The 16,687-nt window shown below is 57.5% G+C and carries 21 protein-coding genes, 4 tRNA genes and 1 other RNA gene; 8 read left to right on the top strand and 18 right to left on the bottom strand.

Going from position 1 to position 16,687, the window contains the following annotated elements; all coding sequences use genetic code 11:
• Positions 1 to 19: 19 nt before the first annotated feature.
• Both DV711_RS18645 and luxS read left to right on the top strand, forming a co-directional pair.
• A complete protein-coding gene (locus tag DV711_RS18645) occupies positions 20 to 454 on the top strand; it encodes a CoA-binding protein (protein WP_114697252.1) in 435 nt (144 codons plus the stop codon).
• A 48-nt stretch (positions 455 to 502) separates the two neighbouring features.
• On the top strand, positions 503 to 1,015 hold the full coding sequence (gene luxS, locus DV711_RS18640; RefSeq protein ID WP_114697251.1) for an S-ribosylhomocysteine lyase: 513 nt from the start codon (positions 503 to 505) through the stop codon (positions 1,013 to 1,015).
• 427 nt (positions 1,016 to 1,442) lie between these two features.
• On the opposite strand, the gene DV711_RS18635 is transcribed toward luxS, so the two are convergent.
• From DV711_RS18635 to DV711_RS18585, 11 genes are all read right to left on the bottom strand, one after another.
• Positions 1,443 to 1,634, bottom strand: a complete 192-nt coding sequence (locus tag DV711_RS18635) for a YqaE/Pmp3 family membrane protein (RefSeq protein ID WP_114697250.1) — start codon at positions 1,632 to 1,634, stop codon at positions 1,443 to 1,445.
• A 72-nt stretch (positions 1,635 to 1,706) separates the two neighbouring features.
• Positions 1,707 to 2,420 carry an alpha/beta family hydrolase gene (locus tag DV711_RS18630; RefSeq protein WP_243633887.1) on the bottom strand — a complete coding sequence of 238 codons (714 nt, stop codon included), beginning with the start codon at positions 2,418 to 2,420 and terminating at the stop codon, positions 1,707 to 1,709.
• Positions 2,417 to 2,722 carry a heme-degrading protein HmuQ gene (gene hmuQ / locus DV711_RS18625; RefSeq protein WP_114697249.1) on the bottom strand — a complete coding sequence of 102 codons (306 nt, stop codon included), beginning with the start codon at positions 2,720 to 2,722 and terminating at the stop codon, positions 2,417 to 2,419. The genes DV711_RS18630 and hmuQ overlap by 4 nt, the downstream gene beginning before the upstream one ends.
• Before the next feature lie 32 nt (positions 2,723 to 2,754).
• Positions 2,755 to 3,630 (bottom strand): Dyp-type peroxidase, encoded by an 876-nt coding sequence (locus DV711_RS18620; RefSeq protein ID WP_114697248.1) that lies wholly within the window; start codon positions 3,628 to 3,630, stop codon positions 2,755 to 2,757.
• Between the two features lie 40 nt (positions 3,631 to 3,670).
• On the bottom strand, positions 3,671 to 4,309 hold the full coding sequence (locus DV711_RS18615; protein ID WP_114697247.1) for a hypothetical protein: 639 nt from the start codon (positions 4,307 to 4,309) through the stop codon (positions 3,671 to 3,673).
• A 1-nt stretch (position 4,310) separates the two neighbouring features.
• Positions 4,311 to 4,718, bottom strand: coding sequence for an acyl-CoA thioesterase (locus DV711_RS18610; protein WP_114697246.1), 408 nt, complete (start codon positions 4,716 to 4,718; stop codon positions 4,311 to 4,313).
• 196 nt (positions 4,719 to 4,914) lie between these two features.
• Complete coding sequence (locus tag DV711_RS18605) at positions 4,915 to 5,616, bottom strand: ABC transporter ATP-binding protein (protein ID WP_114697343.1); 702 nt, start codon at positions 5,614 to 5,616, stop codon at positions 4,915 to 4,917.
• Positions 5,617 to 5,637: 21 nt separating this feature from the next.
• Positions 5,638 to 6,405: a high-affinity branched-chain amino acid ABC transporter ATP-binding protein LivG gene (gene livG, locus DV711_RS18600; RefSeq protein ID WP_114697245.1), complete on the bottom strand. Its 768-nt coding sequence runs from the start codon at positions 6,403 to 6,405 to the stop codon at positions 5,638 to 5,640.
• Entirely contained in the window at positions 6,402 to 7,673 is a 1,272-nt protein-coding gene (locus DV711_RS18595) for a high-affinity branched-chain amino acid ABC transporter permease LivM (protein WP_114697244.1), read from the bottom strand. The genes livG and DV711_RS18595 overlap by 4 nt, the downstream gene beginning before the upstream one ends.
• Positions 7,673 to 8,599 carry a high-affinity branched-chain amino acid ABC transporter permease LivH gene (gene livH, locus DV711_RS18590; RefSeq protein ID WP_114697243.1) on the bottom strand — a complete coding sequence of 309 codons (927 nt, stop codon included), beginning with the start codon at positions 8,597 to 8,599 and terminating at the stop codon, positions 7,673 to 7,675. Before livH ends, DV711_RS18595 begins: the two co-directional genes overlap by 1 nt.
• Positions 8,600 to 8,708: 109 nt before the next feature.
• Complete coding sequence (locus DV711_RS18585) at positions 8,709 to 9,818, bottom strand: branched-chain amino acid ABC transporter substrate-binding protein (RefSeq protein ID WP_114697242.1); 1,110 nt, start codon at positions 9,816 to 9,818, stop codon at positions 8,709 to 8,711.
• A 447-nt stretch (positions 9,819 to 10,265) separates the two neighbouring features.
• On the opposite strand from DV711_RS18585, the gene DV711_RS18580 reads away from it, so the two are divergent.
• From DV711_RS18580 to DV711_RS18560, 5 genes are all read left to right on the top strand, one after another.
• Positions 10,266 to 10,356: transfer RNA gene (locus DV711_RS18580), tRNA-Ser, on the top strand.
• Positions 10,357 to 10,369: 13 nt separating this feature from the next.
• Positions 10,370 to 10,445, top strand: a tRNA-Asn gene (locus DV711_RS18575).
• 59 nt (positions 10,446 to 10,504) lie between these two features.
• Positions 10,505 to 10,580, top strand: a tRNA-Lys gene (locus DV711_RS18570).
• Between the two features lie 37 nt (positions 10,581 to 10,617).
• Positions 10,618 to 10,693, top strand: a tRNA-Lys gene (locus DV711_RS18565).
• Between the two features lie 51 nt (positions 10,694 to 10,744).
• Positions 10,745 to 10,879: non-coding RNA, RtT sRNA (locus DV711_RS18560), on the top strand.
• A gap of 223 nt (positions 10,880 to 11,102) precedes the next feature.
• Here DV711_RS18560 and DV711_RS18555 read toward each other — a convergent pair.
• Together DV711_RS18555 and greB are read right to left on the bottom strand one after the other, a co-directional pair.
• Positions 11,103 to 12,338 (bottom strand): diguanylate cyclase, encoded by a 1,236-nt coding sequence (locus DV711_RS18555; protein ID WP_114697241.1) that lies wholly within the window; start codon positions 12,336 to 12,338, stop codon positions 11,103 to 11,105.
• 57 nt (positions 12,339 to 12,395) lie between these two features.
• Positions 12,396 to 12,902, bottom strand: a complete 507-nt coding sequence (gene greB, locus DV711_RS18550) for a transcription elongation factor GreB (protein WP_114697240.1) — start codon at positions 12,900 to 12,902, stop codon at positions 12,396 to 12,398.
• 199 nt (positions 12,903 to 13,101) lie between these two features.
• Between greB and DV711_RS18545 the strand changes: the two genes are divergently transcribed.
• Positions 13,102 to 13,539, top strand: a complete 438-nt coding sequence (locus tag DV711_RS18545) for a hypothetical protein (protein ID WP_114697239.1) — start codon at positions 13,102 to 13,104, stop codon at positions 13,537 to 13,539.
• Between the two features lie 28 nt (positions 13,540 to 13,567).
• Here DV711_RS18545 and DV711_RS18540 read toward each other — a convergent pair whose 3' ends face one another.
• The 5 genes from DV711_RS18540 to yhbY are packed head-to-tail and all read right to left on the bottom strand — an operon-like array spanning position 13,568 to position 16,610.
• Positions 13,568 to 13,957: a hypothetical protein gene (locus tag DV711_RS18540; RefSeq protein ID WP_114697238.1), complete on the bottom strand. Its 390-nt coding sequence runs from the start codon at positions 13,955 to 13,957 to the stop codon at positions 13,568 to 13,570.
• Entirely contained in the window at positions 13,938 to 14,219 is a 282-nt protein-coding gene (locus DV711_RS18535; protein WP_114697237.1) for a hypothetical protein, read from the bottom strand. The genes DV711_RS18540 and DV711_RS18535 overlap by 20 nt, the downstream gene beginning before the upstream one ends.
• Positions 14,206 to 15,087, bottom strand: coding sequence for a putative RNA methyltransferase (locus DV711_RS18530; protein ID WP_243633886.1), 882 nt, complete (start codon positions 15,085 to 15,087; stop codon positions 14,206 to 14,208). Before DV711_RS18530 ends, DV711_RS18535 begins: the two co-directional genes overlap by 14 nt.
• Before the next feature lie 7 nt (positions 15,088 to 15,094).
• Positions 15,095 to 16,249, bottom strand: a complete 1,155-nt coding sequence (dapE, locus tag DV711_RS18525; protein WP_114697236.1) for a succinyl-diaminopimelate desuccinylase — start codon at positions 16,247 to 16,249, stop codon at positions 15,095 to 15,097.
• Between the two features lie 58 nt (positions 16,250 to 16,307).
• The gene (gene yhbY, locus DV711_RS18520) at positions 16,308 to 16,610 is read right to left on the bottom strand and encodes a ribosome assembly RNA-binding protein YhbY (protein ID WP_114697235.1); all 303 of its coding nucleotides are present in this window, start codon (positions 16,608 to 16,610) and stop codon (positions 16,308 to 16,310) included.
• Positions 16,611 to 16,687 lie beyond the last annotated feature (77 nt).

Genomic DNA, 16,687 nt, shown 5'->3' with positions numbered 1-16,687 from the left:
CACATCCAAGGAGGCGGCCATGGCGCAGCACTACGATGATTCCTATCTGCGAGATATTCTGACCACGGTGAAGACGATCGCCATGGTCGGGGCCAGTCCTAAACCCCACCGTGCCAGCCATCGTGTCATGGCCTACCTGCAGCACCAGGGCTATCGGGTGATTCCGGTCAATCCTGGATGCCGCGGTGAGCAGTTGTTGGGGGAGCGGGTTTACGCGAAACTGGATGATATTCCCGACACGCTGAGCATCGATATGGTCGATGTATTCAGGCGCTCCGACGCGGTGCCCGAAATTGCCGAAGCTGCGATCCGGATCCGTGCTAAGGTGCTGTGGCTGCAGCTGGGTGTGATTCATGCCCAGGCGGCCCGCCATGCAAAGGACTATGGGCTTGAAGTGGTGATGGATCGCTGCCCGAAAATTGATATCCCCCGCCTGGGGATGGAATCTAACTAATCTAAGTCCAACTCGTAACGCAGTTGGACAACTAGTCGAGGAAATACGATGCCGTTGCTGGATAGCTTTACCGTCGATCACACCCGTATGAATGCACCGGCGGTACGGGTGGCTAAGACGATGACCACCCCGGGTGGCGATACCATTACCGTATTCGACCTGCGTTTCTGTCGTCCCAATGAGGAGATTCTGAGCGAGAAGGGGATTCATACACTGGAGCATCTGTTCGCCGGCTTTATGCGCGACCACCTCAATGGGGATCAGGTTGAAATTATCGATATTTCGCCGATGGGCTGCCGTACCGGTTTTTATATGAGCCTGATTGGTACCCCGGACGAGAGCAAGGTTGCAGCGGCCTGGCTGGCGGCGATGGATGATGTGCTGCAGGTGGAGCAGCAGAACCAGATTCCAGAACTGAACGAGTACCAGTGCGGCACTTACCAGATGCACTCGCTCAACGAAGCCAAGTCGATCGCCGAAGATATCAAATCACGCGGTGTGGGGGTGAACTCCAACGCCGATCTCAAGTTGGATCCCAGCTTCCTAGAAGGCCAGGACTAACCCGTTCTGGTGCCGGGTCGATCGAGACGTTCGATCCGGTGACCCCACACTGTACTCGATCCTATCCGCCGTGCAGGTATCGGCGATTTCTCCTTTCTGATCAAGTTTCACCCTGAGATTCGTTCCGTTCGCCTATGGCGCCGTCGTTCAATGCTGGGCGGCCAGTTCTGGTGGACAGTTATAGTTATAGCGGACAGTTTGCCGGCACTCTGCCAACGAACTATCGATCTGACACCATCTCCATGCAATTAGGTTGTCTGCGGACGTTTAGGCCAAGTGCTGCTTCAGCTTCGATGCTGATAGGTCGGAGGGTGGTGCGAGTTTAGGGCTGGGGGAAGGTTTTTTACCGCCCATAAAAAAGAACGGAGTCCTCAGCTGAGCGAGGGCTCCGTTCTCCCTTTCTGATCACTGGCGGCTCCAAAGGGCCTCAGCGGTCGGAAACTATATCGGCGATCTTCTTGTCGGTGTTGTACTGACTCAATGCGTAGACAGACCAGATAGCGGCAGGAATCCAGCCGATCAGGGTGATCTGTAACAGCAGGCAGATGATGCCTGCAAAAGGTCTACCGATGGTGAAAAACTGCAACCAGGGGATCAGTAGAGCCAGGATCAAACGCATTTTATTCGGGTCGCCTCTGTAATTCGTCGTTGGCTCAGTATAGACATAGATTTATCAATCGAGTCAATTTTTTTATGGATGGTTTTCCTGCGAGTGATGGCGGAGAAAAGTCACCATCGCCTTGATCGCTTGCTCGAGGTTATGCTCCAGTGTCGTGCCCGAGGCCTTGCGCGGCTTGAAGCTGTGGTCGCCGTCATGGAGTAGACTAACCTCGACGCGATCGCCCAGATCATAGGCTTCAAGCTCCTGCTTCGTCCCGAAGGTATCGCGTTCACCCTGGATGATCAGGGTCGGGCAGGGAATCTGCAACAGATGCTCACCCCGGTACTTTTCCGGCTTGCCGGGAGGATGGAACGGAAAGCCGAGGCAGATCACCCCGGCGGGCAGCGTTGCGCAATCCGGTTGTTGCTCAACTAGCTGCACAGGCAGCATTGACGCCACTCGGCCGCCCATCGATTTGCCGCCGACAAACAGCCGGCTGCCGACGGGCAACTGCGCCAACTGCTGTTCAAACCGGCTCTGGTAGCTGTCGAGCAACTTTGGCATCCGGTCCGGCGGGCGCTTCTGACCATCGAGCCGACGCCGATGCATGTAGGGAAACTCAAACCGGATTACCCGAATGCCCTTTGCCGCCAAGCCTTCGGCGATGGCCTGCATGAATTCGTGTTCCATACCGGCACCTGCGCCATGGGCCAGCAGCAGATGAATTTCGGCATCGGCCGGGCCGTCGACAAGCGGATGGCCCGGAGTCAGCTCTGCGAGACTATCGGTGTGTTGATCGCTCAAAGTATCGCCTCGAAGCATTCCAGTTGGGGCGGGCCGAGGAAAACGTCCTTGCGCGAGGCGCCTGCCTGGGTGTGGGCCTTTCGGAACGCCTCGGAGCGGGTCCAATCCTCGAATGCTTGACGGTCACGCCAGACCGAATGGCTGGCGTAGAGGGTTTGCTCGTCGTTGGTCGGCCCGCGCAGCAGGTTGAAACTGACAAAACCGTCGACCTCATCCAGAAACGTCTCGCGCTGGCGCCAGATCTGCTCGAAATCCTCTTCGCAGCCGGGCTTGATCCGGAACCGGTTCATGGCGATATACATGTTGTCTCCTTGTTCTCTGCGTCGGGACGCTATCAGTTTTCCAGCGGGCTCAGATCCAGCTTGCCGTCCTCCAATGCCGGGCACCAGTAGTAGCTGCCGGTAACGGGGCGGGTGAACTTGAACAGTGCGTCGGTAATGCCATCTTCCAAGCCCATCATCCGAATCAGTTGGGCTTCGAAAGGCGCCAGCGAGTGGCCGAAGGCGACAAACATCAACCCGGCACCCTGATCGCTGCTCCAAGGCATGGAGCGACGCAGGACGAAGGCCTCGGGGGTAAAGCTCTCCTGGGCGGTGCGCTTGACGTGAGCCGACGCGGGTGAACCTTCGAATTCGACGTTATCACTGCGGCGACGACCGATGCAGTCATCCTGCTGCTCGGTGCTCATGGCGTCGAAGCGGTTGAAGTCGTGGACCCACTGCTGCACGGCGACGAAGCTGGAACCTTCCAGGCTCGTCTGACGGCTGAATGCGGCCTGGACCGCCTCTTCGCCCTCGGGGTTTTCGGTGCCATCTTCGTAGCCGGTCAGGTCGTGACCGTCGGCGTGGAGAAAACTGTCGACCGCTTGAGTCAGTTCAAAACAGTCTGCCAGTTGTTGGCACAGTCGGCGTTGCTGATGCAGCAGTTCGCCGCGATCTTCACCGCGCAGCCAGAGCCAGAGGGCGCGGTTGGTTGAGGGGATGTCGATGCCTTGGTTGGACAGGCTGGGGAAGGGCTTCAGGCCGCTGATATAGCCTTCCAGTGAGTTGATCAATGAGGTGCCTAGGCCGACGACCAGGCTCTGGTCGGGTGTCAGGTTCTGTAGACATTGTTTCAGGGAGGCGGGATCAGTATCGGGTAGCAGGTCAAACGTCAGGTAGCGTGCCTGGCTGGGAAGCGGGTCCAGAATGCCGGGTTGGGTCGTGGACATAGATGGCTCCTTGCGGTCACTTTCAGGGTTGTTAGGGGGGTTAGCCCAGCGGTGAGCCGGAGAGTCGCTGTCGAATGGCAACGTCTTCGGCTTGGCGGCGGGCAAAAGCTTTAATGTCGTCGCTGCAGTCGAGCCGGTCAAGCTGTTCCGGCAATTGCGCGCCGGCCTGGATCAGCATGCCGCTAAGCAGCTGTAGTTCGGCTAGCGGCCGCGACTGCTGCAGCAGTTGGGTCAGCAGGCTTTGGCCATTGCGTTGGTGGCGATTGAACTCAGCACCATACTGCAGAAACCGGTTCAGCAGCAGGTTGAGTCGATTGCTGTCCTGCAGCTCCAATAGGTCGAACAGTACCTGGCCATCCGCGGCGTTCGGGTCGATTCCGCTTTGCAGCAGTAGCGTACTTAATTCAAGCGCGGCAGGACCTGATTCGATCGCCTGGGTCAGTAGTGCGGCTTGCTCTAAATTATTGTCGGGCAGGGAAATACCCGCCTCGAGTAGTTTGGCGAGCAGTTCGGTGCGCGACAGGCTCAAGCAGTGTTGCAGCGCCGTTGTCTCCTGCTCGTTCAGAATGAACGGCTGATCCAGTGGCTCACCGGCGCGGATCGCTTTCAGCAGCAGCGGTAGGTCGTTATCGGCGATGGCGCGGGCCAGTCGATTGCGACCGAATAGCTTGTTCAGCACGTTACTGCTCCCGGCGATAGCGCTCGAGCTTCTGGCGAATCGAATCCGGCAACGGCACCGAACGGTTCTGTCTGTAATCAATCCAGACCACCTTGCAGGGGCCTTCGGCAAAGGTGCGCTCAGGCTGCTGGGCGGTGCTCAGATGATGGGCCAATACGAAACTGCTGCGACCGATCTCTTCCACGGTGATGCTGACCCGGGTGGTGGCCGGGTAAACGACGGGATAGAGGAAGTCACAGGCAGCGTGGACGATCACCGGGCCCTGGTCGCTGTTGGTAAAGTCGGAACCGATCTCGGCCAGCCACTGTACGCGGGCTTCTTCGAACAGGCGGAAGTAGAGGGTGTTGTTCAGGTGTCCCAGGGCGTCCATGTCGCCCCAACGAATCGGGTGATCGATTGAGAATGTCATGCTGATACCTCGTAGTTGGAGCCACACTGTACCCCGAGCAGAAGGCAGGACGGAAGAGCTAACAGGGGGTTGAGTCAGGGGAACAGGGGATAAATTAGCGTTAACTGAAGCGGTGGTTGATCTGGGGTGTTGAGGACGATGAAGGAGGGGGGGATAGTTGCCGGAGCGGAACAGGCCGCTCCGGCAGACGGGGGTCTTAGCCGCCAAGGTAGGCGTTGCGCACCTCGTCGTTGGTCAGCAGGGCTTCACCAGTATCCTGCAGCACGATACGACCGTTCTCCAGCACATAGCCGCGATCGGCGATCCGCAGCGCCTGGTTGGCGTTCTGCTCGACCAGGAAGATGGTGACGCCATCGTCGCGCAGCATCGAGATGATATCGAAGATCTGCTGGATGATGATCGGCGCCAGACCCAGCGACGGCTCGTCGAGGAACAGCATCCGCGGATTGCTCATCAACGCGCGGCCGATCGCCAGCATCTGCTGCTCACCACCGGACATGGTGCCGGCACGCTGGAACTCCCGCTCCTTCAGGCGCGGGAACAGCTCGTAGACGTGGGCCATGTTGCGGTCGTAATCGGCCTTGGGGGTGAAGAATCCGCCCATGCTGAGGTTCTCTTCCACGGTCATGCCGGAGAAGATACGACGCCCTTCAGGCACCACGGCCAAGCCGTTACGCATGATCTTATCGGTCGGCCGCTGGGTGATCTCCTCGCCTTCGTAGAAGATCTTGCCGCCGCTGGCGCGAGGATCACCGCAGACGGTCATCATCAGGGTCGACTTGCCAGCACCATTGGCGCCGATCAGGGTAACGATCTCACCTTTATTGACCTCCAGCGACACGTCGTGGAGTGCCTGGATCTGGCCGTAATGGGTGGAGACGTTTTCCAGTTTCAACATTGAATTTTGGCTCATCCCGGCTTACTCCTCACCCAGATAGGCTTTAATAACATCCGGGTTGTCACGGATCTCGGCCGGGGTGCCGCTGGCCAGCGGCGTGCCCTGGTTGATTACCGCGATCTGGTCGGAAATTCCCATTACCAGACCCATATCATGCTCGATCAGCAGGATCGAGACGTCGAACTCGTCACGCAGGTTGCAGATCAGCTGATCCAGTTCCTTGGTCTCATTCGGGTTCAGGCCGGCAGCCGGTTCATCCAGCATCAGCAGGCGCGGACGGGTCACCATGCAGCGGGCGATCTCAAGTCGACGCTGCTGGCCGTAGGCCAGGTTGCCGGCTTCGCGGTTGGCGAATTCCAGCAGGTTGACCTTATCGAGCCAGAAGGCGGCGTTCTCCATCGCCCGTTGCTCGGACTTGCGATAAGCCGGAGTCTTCAGAAAACCGCCCATCAGGTTGGTGTTCATGTGCATGTGCTGCGCCACCAGCAGGTTTTCGATCACCGTCATCTCTTTGAACAGGCGAACGTGCTGGAAGGTGCGCACCATGCCCTTGCGGGCGATTTTGTGACCCTTGAGGCCGGCGATCTCTTCGCCGTCAAACAGAATGGTGCCCTGGGTCGGGTTATAGAATCCGCTGATGCAGTTGAACACGGTGGTTTTACCGGCACCGTTGGGGCCGATCACCGAGACAATCTCTTTCTCATGCACCGACAGGCTGACGTTGTTAACCGCCAACAGACCGCCGAAGCGCATGCACAGGCCGGATACTTCTAGCAGTGCTCTACTCATTTGGCTTTATCTCCGGTGCTTAATTCCAGATGGGGGCGTTTCATCGGGACCAGGCCTTGCGGCTTCCAGATCATCATAAACACCATCAACAGACCGAACATCAGCATCCGGTACTCCTGGAACTCACGGGCCAGTTCCGGCAGCACTGTTAGGATAATGGCAGCCAGAATCACGCCCAGCTGTGAGCCCATGCCGCCGAGTACCACGATCGCCAGGATGATGGCGGATTCGATAAACACGAACGACTCGGGACTGATAAAGCCTTGGCGAGCGGAGAAGAAACAACCGGCGAAACCAGCAAAGCTTGCGCCGATGGTAAAGGCGGTCAGCTTGACCACGGTCGGGTTCAGTCCCAGTGAGCGACAGGCAATGTCGTCTTCACGCAGGGCTTCCCAGGCGCGACCGATCGGCATCCGGGTCAGGCGGTTGATCACGTAGACCGTGACCAGCACCAGCAGCAGAGCCAGCAGGTAGAGGAAAATGACCTTGTAACTGGGGTCGTAGGCGATACCGAAGAACTCGTGGAACGGCATGTTGTCCGGGTCCTTGGCACGGCGTGAGAACTCGAGACCGAAAATATCCGGCTTCGGAATCCGGCTGATGCCGTTGGGGCCGCCGGTGACGTCGGTCCAGTTCAGCAGCAGGATCCGGATAATCTCACCAAAGCCCAGGGTTACGATCGCCAGATAGTCGCCCCGTAGTCGCAGTACCGGGAAGCCCAGCAGGAAGCCGAACAGGGCGGCTAGCAGGCCACAGATCGGCAGCGCGACCCAGAAGGAGACATCGTAGTACAGCGACAGCAGCGCGTAGGTATAGGCACCGACAGCGTAGAAGGCGACGTAACCCAGGTCCAGCAGACCGGCCAGACCAACCACGATGTTCAGGCCCAGGCCGAGCATGATGTAGATCAGCGCCAGGGTGGCCAGATCGACCGCGCCACGGCTGGCGTAGAACGGCCAGATCAGTGCTGCGGCGACGATGAAGCAGACCGCCAGGGTCTTGATCCGGTCGCCTTTCTTGCCCTCGGGCAGCATGCTCTCAACGGTGGGTAGCGTCGGTAGTTTGACCAGGCCGGTCAACTGATTGCGGAACAGCTGGAACAGGAACACCACCGCGGTGGCCACGAAAATCATGGTCCAGGTGGAGCCTTCGGCCGAGTGCAGGGTCAGGTTGATCCCTTCGGTCTTGAGTTTGATCCCCAGCATCATGCTGGTCAGGATCAGGGTGACGATGGCGGCGAAAATCGCCGGGTAGAGTGTTCTATTCATTAGATCTTCTCCACCTCAGGCTTGCCCAGCAGACCGCTGGGGCGGAACAGCAGCACCAGGATCAACAGGCCGAATGCGACCACGTCCTTATATTCACTGGAGAAGTACGCCGAGGTCATGGCTTCGGTGGTGCCCAGCAGGATACCTCCGAGCATCGCGCCTGGAATCGAGCCGATGCCACCCAGTACCGCAGCGGTGAACGCTTTCAGGCCGGCGATAAAGCCGATGTAGGGGTTAACCACACCGTAATACATGCCCAGCAGCAGGCCGGCAACGGCGGCCAGCGCGGCACCGACCACAAAGGTCAGGGCGATGATGTTGTTGGTGTTGATCCCCAGCAGGTTGGTCATCCCCAGGTCCTGAGAGCAGGAGCGGCAGGCGCGGCCCCATTTCGACTTGGTGATAAACAGGGTCAGTGCACCCATCGTAACCAGGGTGACGATAAAGATGATCACCTGCATATACGACAGACTGGCCTCGAATGTATCGGGGCTACCGAAGGTCCAGCCACCTGTTACCAAGCTGGGCATCGCGATATCGCGAGAGCCTTGGGCGAGCCGGACAAAATTCTGGAGGAATATCGACATACCGATCGCCGAGATCAGTGCCAGCAGACGCGGGCCGCCGCGAAGCGGGCGGTAGGCAACGCGCTCGATGGTGAAGCCGTAGGTGGCGGCAACCATCATGCTGACCAGCAGGGCGGCCAGGAATACCAGCGGCAGACTTTCCAGTCCCAAGTAAGTCAGGCCGGCGATGACGATAAATGCAACATAGGTACCGATCATGTAAACCTCACCGTGGGCGAAGTTGATCATTCCGATGATGCCGTAAACCATGGTGTAGCCGATCGCGATCAATGCGTACGTGCTACCGATGGTCAAACCGTTCAGGAGTTGCTGAACGAAATAGAGCAGTTGTTCTTGCATAGGACTTGTGACCCTTAGGGAACCCTAAAAGACTGAGTGGCTGAAGGCTCCTTAATAAAAAACACCCTCTTCTTGTGAAAGAGGGTGTTTTATCAGGACTAGCTGTAGCTTACTTAACGGCGGTCTTAGAGCCGTCTTTGTGCCAGTTGTAGACGACGAAGCTGAACTCTTTCAGGTCGCCTTTGGCGTCGAAGGCCAGTTCGCCGGTCGGGGTGGCGAAGTTGTTGGCGCGCATGTGCTCAGCCATCTTGTAGGTGTCGACTTCGCCGACGGCCTCGATGGAATCAGCCATGATCTGAACAGCAGAGTATGCCGGGAAGACGAAAGCACCGCTGGGGTCTTCGTTCTTGGCCTTGAAGGCATCAACCAGAGCTGCGTTCTTCGGGTCTTGGTCGAAGCTGTTCGGCAGGGTGACCAGCAGACCTTCGGAGGCTTCACCGGCGATCGCGGTGATGTCCGGGTTACCTACACCTTCCGGTCCCATGAACTGAGCATCGAAGCCTTTCTCTTTGGACTGACGCAGGATCAGGCCCAGCTCCGGGTGGTAGCCGCCGTAGTAAACGAAGTCGACATTCTCTTTCTTCAGTTTGCCGATCAGAGCGGAGAAGTCTTTGTCGCCAGAGGTGACACCTTCAAACATCACGATGTTGACGCCTGCCTTGTCCAGTTCGCCCTTGACCGAGGTGGCCAGGCCTTCACCGTACTGCTGCTTGTCGTGAATGACAGCAACGCGCTGCGGCTTGATGCTGTTGATGATGTGGTTGGCGGCAAACGGGCCCTGCAGGCTGTCCAGACCGATGGTGCGGAAGACCAGCTGGTAGCCTTTTTCGGTGATGCTCGGGCTGGTGGAAGCCGCGGTGATCATCAGGATGCCTTCATCTTCATAGATGTCGGAGGCCGGCTCGGTGGAGCTGGAGCACAGGTGGCCGACAACCATTTGAATGCCATCGTTAACGATTTTGTTGGCTACCGCAGTGGCTTGCTTGGGGTCACAGGCGTCATCGTAGACTACGCCGACCAGCTTCTCACCATTAACACCGCCGTTCTTGTTGATCTGCTCGATCGCCATCTTGGCACCGATGAACTGCATGTCGCCGTACTGCGCGACCGGACCGGTAACAGGGCCTGCCAGCGCAACCTTGATCTCTGCCTGGGCCATGGTGGCGCCCAGCATCATGGTAGAAATACCCAGTCCGAGGAGTGTTTTCTTGAAGTTCATTCTCGACTTTCCCGATATTGTTCTGTTTTTGTTTGCCTTCAGACAGCGTCCGATGGCGAGGTTTTTCGATCCTTTGAGCGGCACCGCTAACGGCTTGATTTAGATCGTACCGTCGGGCTGCTCATAAGCGCCTAACCTTACCGTCAGCTCGGCGCTTAATGCAAATTTTTTAACAGCCGTCAATAATAACAAGCATGAAAATTGAAGATTATTTACGCCTGTAAAATATCTAAAACAAACCGTTTGGTTTTGCGATCATTTTTTAGCCCGAAGGATCGCATTATTGTTGCCGGGCCTAGGGCCGGACTTAGGAAAAGGTAGACTATTTTTTGGCCGTTCTTCGATCCAGATTTGGATCAATTCTATCTCTCTATTCTCGACCGAGAAAAAAGTGTTTCGGGGTTGTTGACACCCCGGCTGAATGCGGTAATATGCGCACCTCGCTGCGGAGGGGTGGCAGAGCGGTTGAATGCACCGGTCTTGAAAACCGGCGTAGGTTAATAGCCTACCGAGAGTTCGAATCTCTCCTCCTCCGCCATTTTTTCGGTTGGTCCCCGATAGCTCAGTTGGTAGAGCAGTAGACTGTTAATCTATTGGTCGCTGGTTCGAGTCCAGCTCGGGGAGCCACGAAAAAATAAGCGTCCGCTTGAAGATTTCTACCAGTCTTCAAGTTGGGAATTCGGAATGGGTTGTTAGCTCAGTTGGTAGAGCAGTTGGCTTTTAACCAATTGGTCACAGGTTCGAATCCTGTACAACCCACCATCCGATTTCCAGTGTCTGTCCCATCCGGGACCTGAGTGGGTTGTTAGCTCAGTTGGTAGAGCAGTTGGCTTTTAACCAATTGGTCACAGGTTCGAATCCTGTACAACCCACCATCTTCTCCTTTTTTCCTGTTTAATTTCTGTGTTTTGGCGTCTGGCTCTGGTTGCGTCTGCTTGTTGTGCAGGATTAGAACCTGTGGGTTCGAGCCGAGCGGCGTAGCTGCGACGCACTGTTAGCGCGTAGCGATAACAGCCCAAGTGGAAGGAGCGTAGCGACGCATTATCCTGTACAACCCATCATCTTCTCCTTTTTTCCAGTTTGATTTCTGTGTTTTAGCATCTGCTGTGGTTGCGTCTGCGTGTCGCGATAATGGCTCGACAGGTAGCCGAGCAGCGACGTGTTTCCTGTCGTCCCGCCGTTCTCAGCTTGACTCGTTTCTTCTTATCAAAGGTGTTGACTGTGTCCGTGGGCGGCTTCCCGCTTTGTTCGGCATGGGTGTCGGTGTCCCGGTGCTGGCGCTCGTTATTGGTTGATGCAGACCTGGTTGCGCCCCTCCCGCTTGGCGCGGTAGAGCTGTTGGTCGGCCTGCTCCAGGCGTGCTTGGAGCTGTTCGACCGAGTTGTCGGCGCAGATGCCGAAGCTCATGGTGACGGCAAGGCCGGGTGCTGTCTTATGCCAGGGGTGCTCTTCGATGCAAAGGCGGATTCTATCCATCATCTCGATGGCTTTGGCTTGATCGGTGTTGGGCAGGATAAAGACCATCTCTTCGCCGCCGTAGCGGGCAACCAGGTCGCTGCTGCGAATCCCGTTGAGCAGAATCTCGGAGACCTGTTGCAGTACCTGGTCTCCGACGGCGTGGGAAAAATTATCATTGATCATCTTGAAGTGATCGATGTCGGCCAGGATCGCCGCTAGCGGTTGTTGGTAGCGAGAAGCGTTGGAGAGCAGGAGTTTGGCTTCTTCGTTGAAGAAACGGCGGTTGTAGAGTCCGGTCAATTCATCGCGAATGCTCAGTTCTTTGAGTTGTTCGGCCTGTTGTTCAATTAGCTGGTGAGATTCTTCTAGTTCTCGGTAGGCATTGACCAGGCGAGTGTTCATCGAGTTGAACGCGTTGGCGAGCAGGCCTATCTCATCTCGGGTGTTGATCTTCACCTGTTGCTGCAGGTCGCCTTCAGCCATCTTGTTTACAGCCTCAATCAACTGATTCAGCGAGCGAGTTATTTGGCTGCCCTTCCAGGCGGCGAATGGGAGGATCATGGCGATGGCGGCCAGTAATGAGAACTGCAGGGTCTCTTCCACGCTGTGTAGGTAGGTCTTATCCGAGGCGGATAGTGGGATCTCGTCGATCGGGCTGATGTAGGCCACAACCCGTCCATTAATCTTGATCTCTTCTGGATCGTCAAAAATATCCAGGCTGATCTTATCCCCGGCTCGATGAGTAGGGCCGGGCTTGAGGCTGTATCCGTTGCTGTCCGTCACCAGGCTGTCGATCTGGTGGCTGGTTTGCGGTTTTGAGTTGGCATCAAGGCGCGCTTCGGCGAGCAGGGCGAAGCGTTTGGCATCTTCGGCGGTGCCCCAGGATGGATGGGTTTGCTGATATTGCCCGATTGCTTGCTGGTAGGCTCTGATGGTGGGCTTGAGTGCGTCCTCGGTAAGCTCATGCTTGATCATGTGCGGGGTCATCAGAAACACGATGGCGCCAAGTAGCAGGCAGGTGAAAAATAGAGAGCTGATCAGTTTTATTTTTATGCTATTCATGAGGGACGAGCGTTTTTGTTTGGTTGTTAAGGGCCAAGAGGGCGAGCAGTGCCGGGGTTAGCTTTTCTGTCCGTAGCAAATTTTGATGATTTCGTAGTGTTTGAGGCCGTTAGGGGTCTGGACTTCGATTTCGTCATCCAGCGACTTTTTGAGCAGCGCCCGGGCCAGTGGGGCGTCCATGCTGATATAGCCTTTGTCGGTATCGATCTCGTCCGGGCCGACGATGCGATAGCAGACCTCGTGGTCCTCCTCGTCGAGCAGGGTTACCCAGGCGCCGAAGAATACCTTGTCGGTATCGGTTGGGGTGCGATCGACCACGGTAATGTCCTCCAGGCGTTTGCTCAGGTAGCGGACCCGTCGATCGATTTCGCGTAGCTGTTTCTTGCCGTAGATGTATTCCGCATTTTCAGACCGATCACCCTGGGCGGCAGCCTCGCGCACTGCTTCGGTGACCTGTGGCCGTTTTACCTTCCAGAGGTATTTCAGCTCCTCGGTGAGTTTGCGCTCACCTTCAGCGGTGATGTACTTGCTGCTGGGCTTAGCGGGTGGGCGGTAGCGGGACATCGGGGATCTCTGGCGTGTTCGGGTATAGATTCAGCCCGCATCATAGCCGGCTTTTAACAGAAGTCGAGTGCTATTCTGTGGGGTAGAAAGGCTAAAGATCAGCGCTGCTTGGCCGATTCTTTGGCTACGCCGCTATTGCCGGGTTGGTTGTCTCGTCCCGGATTTTGTTGAGTCGTTGGCGGTTGTTTGGATAGACATGATGCGTTCTGAAGAGATAGTTAATGCCCGAATAGAGGCGCTCCATGCCGGTGTCAGTCCGGCGGTGCGGCGCTCGGACGGTGCCCAGTTTGCGATGATGCTGAGTATGATCTCGGCTTCGCAGGATTGGGCTCGTCAGTTATCGGGTGGGCCGTCCCAGGATTCGGAAGTTCCGTCCAAACTGGATCGAAACCATCTGTACACGCCGGAGTTGGTCGGGCGGATGGGTCAGGCACTACAACAGGATCGTCCAGGTGATCTACAGATGCTGGTTTCCTGGCTTGATACCGTGCCGTTGAGTGGTCGTTTTCGTGCACCTGCGGCGGTTCAGCAAGAATCGTCGGGCGAGCAGCTGCCGCTGTCCCAGGCTGCGGTGCTGGCCAAGGGTTACGATATGGTCGATGAGATTCGTCAGTCGTCGTTGCAGGTGGCTGCCTGATCGCGGCTGTGGCGGCAACTGCGGGGTTTTAACCGCGCCAGAGGATCAGTTGTTCACCGCTATCCTTGATGGACCACCATTCGTCCGGTTCATCTCCTTCATTCCATCCTGACGCGATACAGCGAATCTCGGTCTCCAGTTGTTGGCAGGCCTGGCGAGCGCAGTCGCGATCCTGTGGCCAGCGGGTACTGTCCGAGTCAAACCAGAGGCTGCTGAAATCTTTGGCGGCACGGTCGATCAGGGTGATGGGGATCTGGGTGCCGTCGAGGTTGGCCTGGTAACGGTAGGTCTGGCCTCGCTGTTGCAGTAGTTCCAGTCGGTCAAATTCCGCTTCCAGCCAGGTGCTGATCTGTTCCACCGAACGCTGCTTGATGTAGATCTCGATGTCCGGGTGACGTTCAGTGCTGGTCTGGGTCATTGCTGATAAACCTGATAATTCGCAGAAGGCTGAGGCTGAGGTAGCCGATAGCGGCCAGTATACCGCCGCCGGCGAGGCACGCCAGTCCGACCAGGGCGGTGATCTCCTGGGTCAGTGAGCTGGGCAGGGCTTTCTCGGCGTAATAGATCAAGCCCAGGCCAGCAAAAAACAGCGTGGCGCCGGCTAGGACTCGATTCAGGTTGCGGCGCGGGTTTTCGGTCTGGCGGGTCAGCCAGGACTGGAAACCTTTAGAGAGTCGCATCGGCTCGTGGACTCTGATCGTTGCTGTTTCGGTACAGCTGTAGGCGGACATCCAGAGTCAGCTCCAGTTGTTCGATCTGCTGCAGTCGCAGGCGTGCGGCTTCATCGGTGCGCCACTGATGCGGGGTCATCGCCAACAGTTGCAGAATGGTCTGGTTGTTGTCGAGCTTGAACCGATATTGGACCTGTTGGGTTTCGATGGGCTCGAACGCCGGCTGAAGGCTGTCGGTCGGGTCAAAAAAGCGTCGTTTAACTTCGGGGTAGATCAGCTCGCGCAGTTCGATCAGATGATCTTCGCCGGTGGTCGCAACCAGTAGTAAACCGCCGGGTTTCAGGGTGCTGGCAAAACTATCCCGGCTGGTGGGGGCGAACAGGCACAGAATTGCATCTTGGCTGGCTGGTAGTAGTGGAATCTGGCGGCTTGAGGCAACCAGCCACTGGATCATTTTACTGCGCTGGCAGGCGGCCCGGATTGCGGGCTTGGAGATATCGATGGCGCTGATCAGGGGGGAAAGTTGTTGTTCTAGGGCCTGTTGCAGGCGGGTGCTGTAATAGCCTTCGCCGCAGCCGCTGTCGAGTATATTGACGCTCTCTCCGCTCTTAAGGTGACTCAGTAACTGATGATTGATGGCATCGGACAGAGCCTGGTAATGACCCAGTTGCAGAAAGTTGCGCCGGTTGTTGACCATGGCGGCATCGTCGCCGGGGGCGCGGGAGCGCTTGTTCTGTACCGGCAATAGGTTCAGGTAACCCTGTCGAGCCCGGTCAAAGCTGTGGTTGTTGACGCAGGCGACCCCGCTGGGGGTTGCGGCTAGCGGCTGTCCGCATAGCGGGCAGCCGAGGCTGTTGTGAGCTTGAGAGTCGATCAAGGCTGGATCACTCGGCCGCTGGGGCTTCACTAAACAGGCGAGCGAGGATGTTCTCGTACAGCGCCGACAGGGTGTCCAGGTCCTTGGCTCGAACGTGTTCGTTGATCTGGTGGATCGTGGCGTTGCAAGGGCCTAACTCGACCACCTGGGCGCCGGTCGGGGCGATGAAGCGGCCGTCGGAGGTGCCACCGGAGGTGGATAGCTCGGTATCCCGCCCGGTGATGGCCTTAATGCTGGCCTGGCAGGCTTCAACCAGTGCGCCTTCGCCGGTGATAAACGGATTGCCGGACAGTACCCAGTCGAGGGCATAGTCGAACTGGTGCTTATCAAGGATGGCGTGAACACGCTGCTTGATCTGCTCGGCGGTCAGTTCGGTGGAGAAGCGCAGGTTGAACTTGACCTCTAGTTCGCCAGGAACCACGTTGGTGGCACCGGTACCGGCATGGATGTTGGAGATCTGAAAGCTGGTCGGCGGGAAGTAGTCGTTGCCCTGATCCCAGACCTCGGCGGACAGCTCGGCCAGTGCCGGTGCGGCCAGGTGGACCGGATTACGGGCCAGGTGCGGGTATGCCACATGGCCCTGCTTGCCGTGTACCGTCAAGACGCCGCTGATCGAGCCGCGGCGACCGTTCTTGATCACGTCGCCAACCTTTTTGGTGCTGCTGGGCTCGCCGACGATGCACCAGTCGATCTTCTCATTTCGGGCTTCCAGCACGTCGATGACGCGGGTGGTACCGTTGATGAAATCCCCCTCTTCATCGGAGGTGATCAGCAGGGCGATGGAGCCGGGATGATCGGGGTGGTGTTCGATAAAGCGTTCCAGTGCGGTCATAAAGGCGGCGATGCTGCCCTTCATGTCCGCCGCGCCTCGGCCATAGAGGTTGCCTTCGTGGATTTGCGGCTCGAAGGGAGGGTGGCTCCAGCGCTCGACCGGACCGGAGGGAACCACATCGGTGTGGCCGGCGAAGCAGAACACCGGTCCGTCATTGCCGCGTCGCGCCCAAAGGTTGGTGACATCCTCAAACGGCAGGCGCTCGATCTCGAAGCCTAGCTTTTGCAGGCGTTGGATCAGCAGTTCCTGGCAACCTTGGTCGTCGGGAGTGACCGAGGGGCGGGCAATCAGGTCCATGGCCAGGGTCAGGGTCGGGGTGAGCGCGGGCATCGGGGCTACCTTATCGTGGTCTGGTTGTTGTTCCGGTGTGCAGTATCGGCTGATGGGGTTAGCGCATCAGATTGGATAGCTTGGGGTCGGGCTCTTCGGCGGCCCGGTAGAGCAGAGCGATGTTGCCGATCTGCTGAACCAGCTCGGCCTGGGTCTGGTCGCACAGCTCGCTGATCAGGGCTTTCTTGACCTCGCGGTCACCGACGTTGAATTTCACCTTGATCAGCTCGTGATCTTCCAGGGCGCGGTCAACCTCAAGCTGAACCCCTTCGGAGAGGCCGTTGCCGGCGACGGTGACGATCGGGTTGAGACGGTGTCCCAGACTGCGGAAGTGCTTTTTTTGCGTAGCGGATAGGCTCATAATATTAAGTTCGGTTCAGGGAATCTCTAATTCAATTAGAGGTTCCTTACGTTGCTGGCCGAGCCGTCGCGGTAGCC

The organism is Motiliproteus coralliicola, assembly GCF_003345655.1.
Taxonomy (GTDB): domain Bacteria; phylum Pseudomonadota; class Gammaproteobacteria; order Pseudomonadales; family Balneatricaceae; genus Motiliproteus; species Motiliproteus coralliicola.
This window is presented reverse-complemented; position numbering and strand designations above follow the sequence as displayed.

Coding starts and splice junctions, on each gene's coding strand:
- luxS (WP_114697251.1), top strand. CDS start 503: ATGCCGTTGCTGGATAGCTTTACCGTCGATCACACCCGTATGAATGCA.
- DV711_RS18620 (WP_114697248.1), bottom strand. CDS start 3,630: ATGTCCACGACCCAACCCGGCATTCTGGACCCGCTTCCCAGCCAGGCA.
- DV711_RS18545 (WP_114697239.1), top strand. CDS start 13,102: ATGCGTTCTGAAGAGATAGTTAATGCCCGAATAGAGGCGCTCCATGCC.
- livH (WP_114697243.1), bottom strand. CDS start 8,599: ATGCAAGAACAACTGCTCTATTTCGTTCAGCAACTCCTGAACGGTTTG.
- DV711_RS18610 (WP_114697246.1), bottom strand. CDS start 4,718: ATGACATTCTCAATCGATCACCCGATTCGTTGGGGCGACATGGACGCC.
- DV711_RS18605 (WP_114697343.1), bottom strand. CDS start 5,616: ATGTTGAAACTGGAAAACGTCTCCACCCATTACGGCCAGATCCAGGCA.
- greB (WP_114697240.1), bottom strand. CDS start 12,902: ATGTCCCGCTACCGCCCACCCGCTAAGCCCAGCAGCAAGTACATCACC.
- dapE (WP_114697236.1), bottom strand. CDS start 16,249: ATGCCCGCGCTCACCCCGACCCTGACCCTGGCCATGGACCTGATTGCC.
- DV711_RS18635 (WP_114697250.1), bottom strand. CDS start 1,634: ATGCGTTTGATCCTGGCTCTACTGATCCCCTGGTTGCAGTTTTTCACC.
- DV711_RS18645 (WP_114697252.1), top strand. CDS start 20: ATGGCGCAGCACTACGATGATTCCTATCTGCGAGATATTCTGACCACG.
- yhbY (WP_114697235.1), bottom strand. CDS start 16,610: ATGAGCCTATCCGCTACGCAAAAAAAGCACTTCCGCAGTCTGGGACAC.
- DV711_RS18595 (WP_114697244.1), bottom strand. CDS start 7,673: ATGAATAGAACACTCTACCCGGCGATTTTCGCCGCCATCGTCACCCTG.
- hmuQ (WP_114697249.1), bottom strand. CDS start 2,722: ATGTATATCGCCATGAACCGGTTCCGGATCAAGCCCGGCTGCGAAGAG.
- livG (WP_114697245.1), bottom strand. CDS start 6,405: ATGAGTAGAGCACTGCTAGAAGTATCCGGCCTGTGCATGCGCTTCGGC.
- DV711_RS18535 (WP_114697237.1), bottom strand. CDS start 14,219: ATGCGACTCTCTAAAGGTTTCCAGTCCTGGCTGACCCGCCAGACCGAA.
- DV711_RS18540 (WP_114697238.1), bottom strand. CDS start 13,957: ATGACCCAGACCAGCACTGAACGTCACCCGGACATCGAGATCTACATC.
- DV711_RS18555 (WP_114697241.1), bottom strand. CDS start 12,338: ATGAATAGCATAAAAATAAAACTGATCAGCTCTCTATTTTTCACCTGC.
- DV711_RS18585 (WP_114697242.1), bottom strand. CDS start 9,818: ATGAACTTCAAGAAAACACTCCTCGGACTGGGTATTTCTACCATGATG.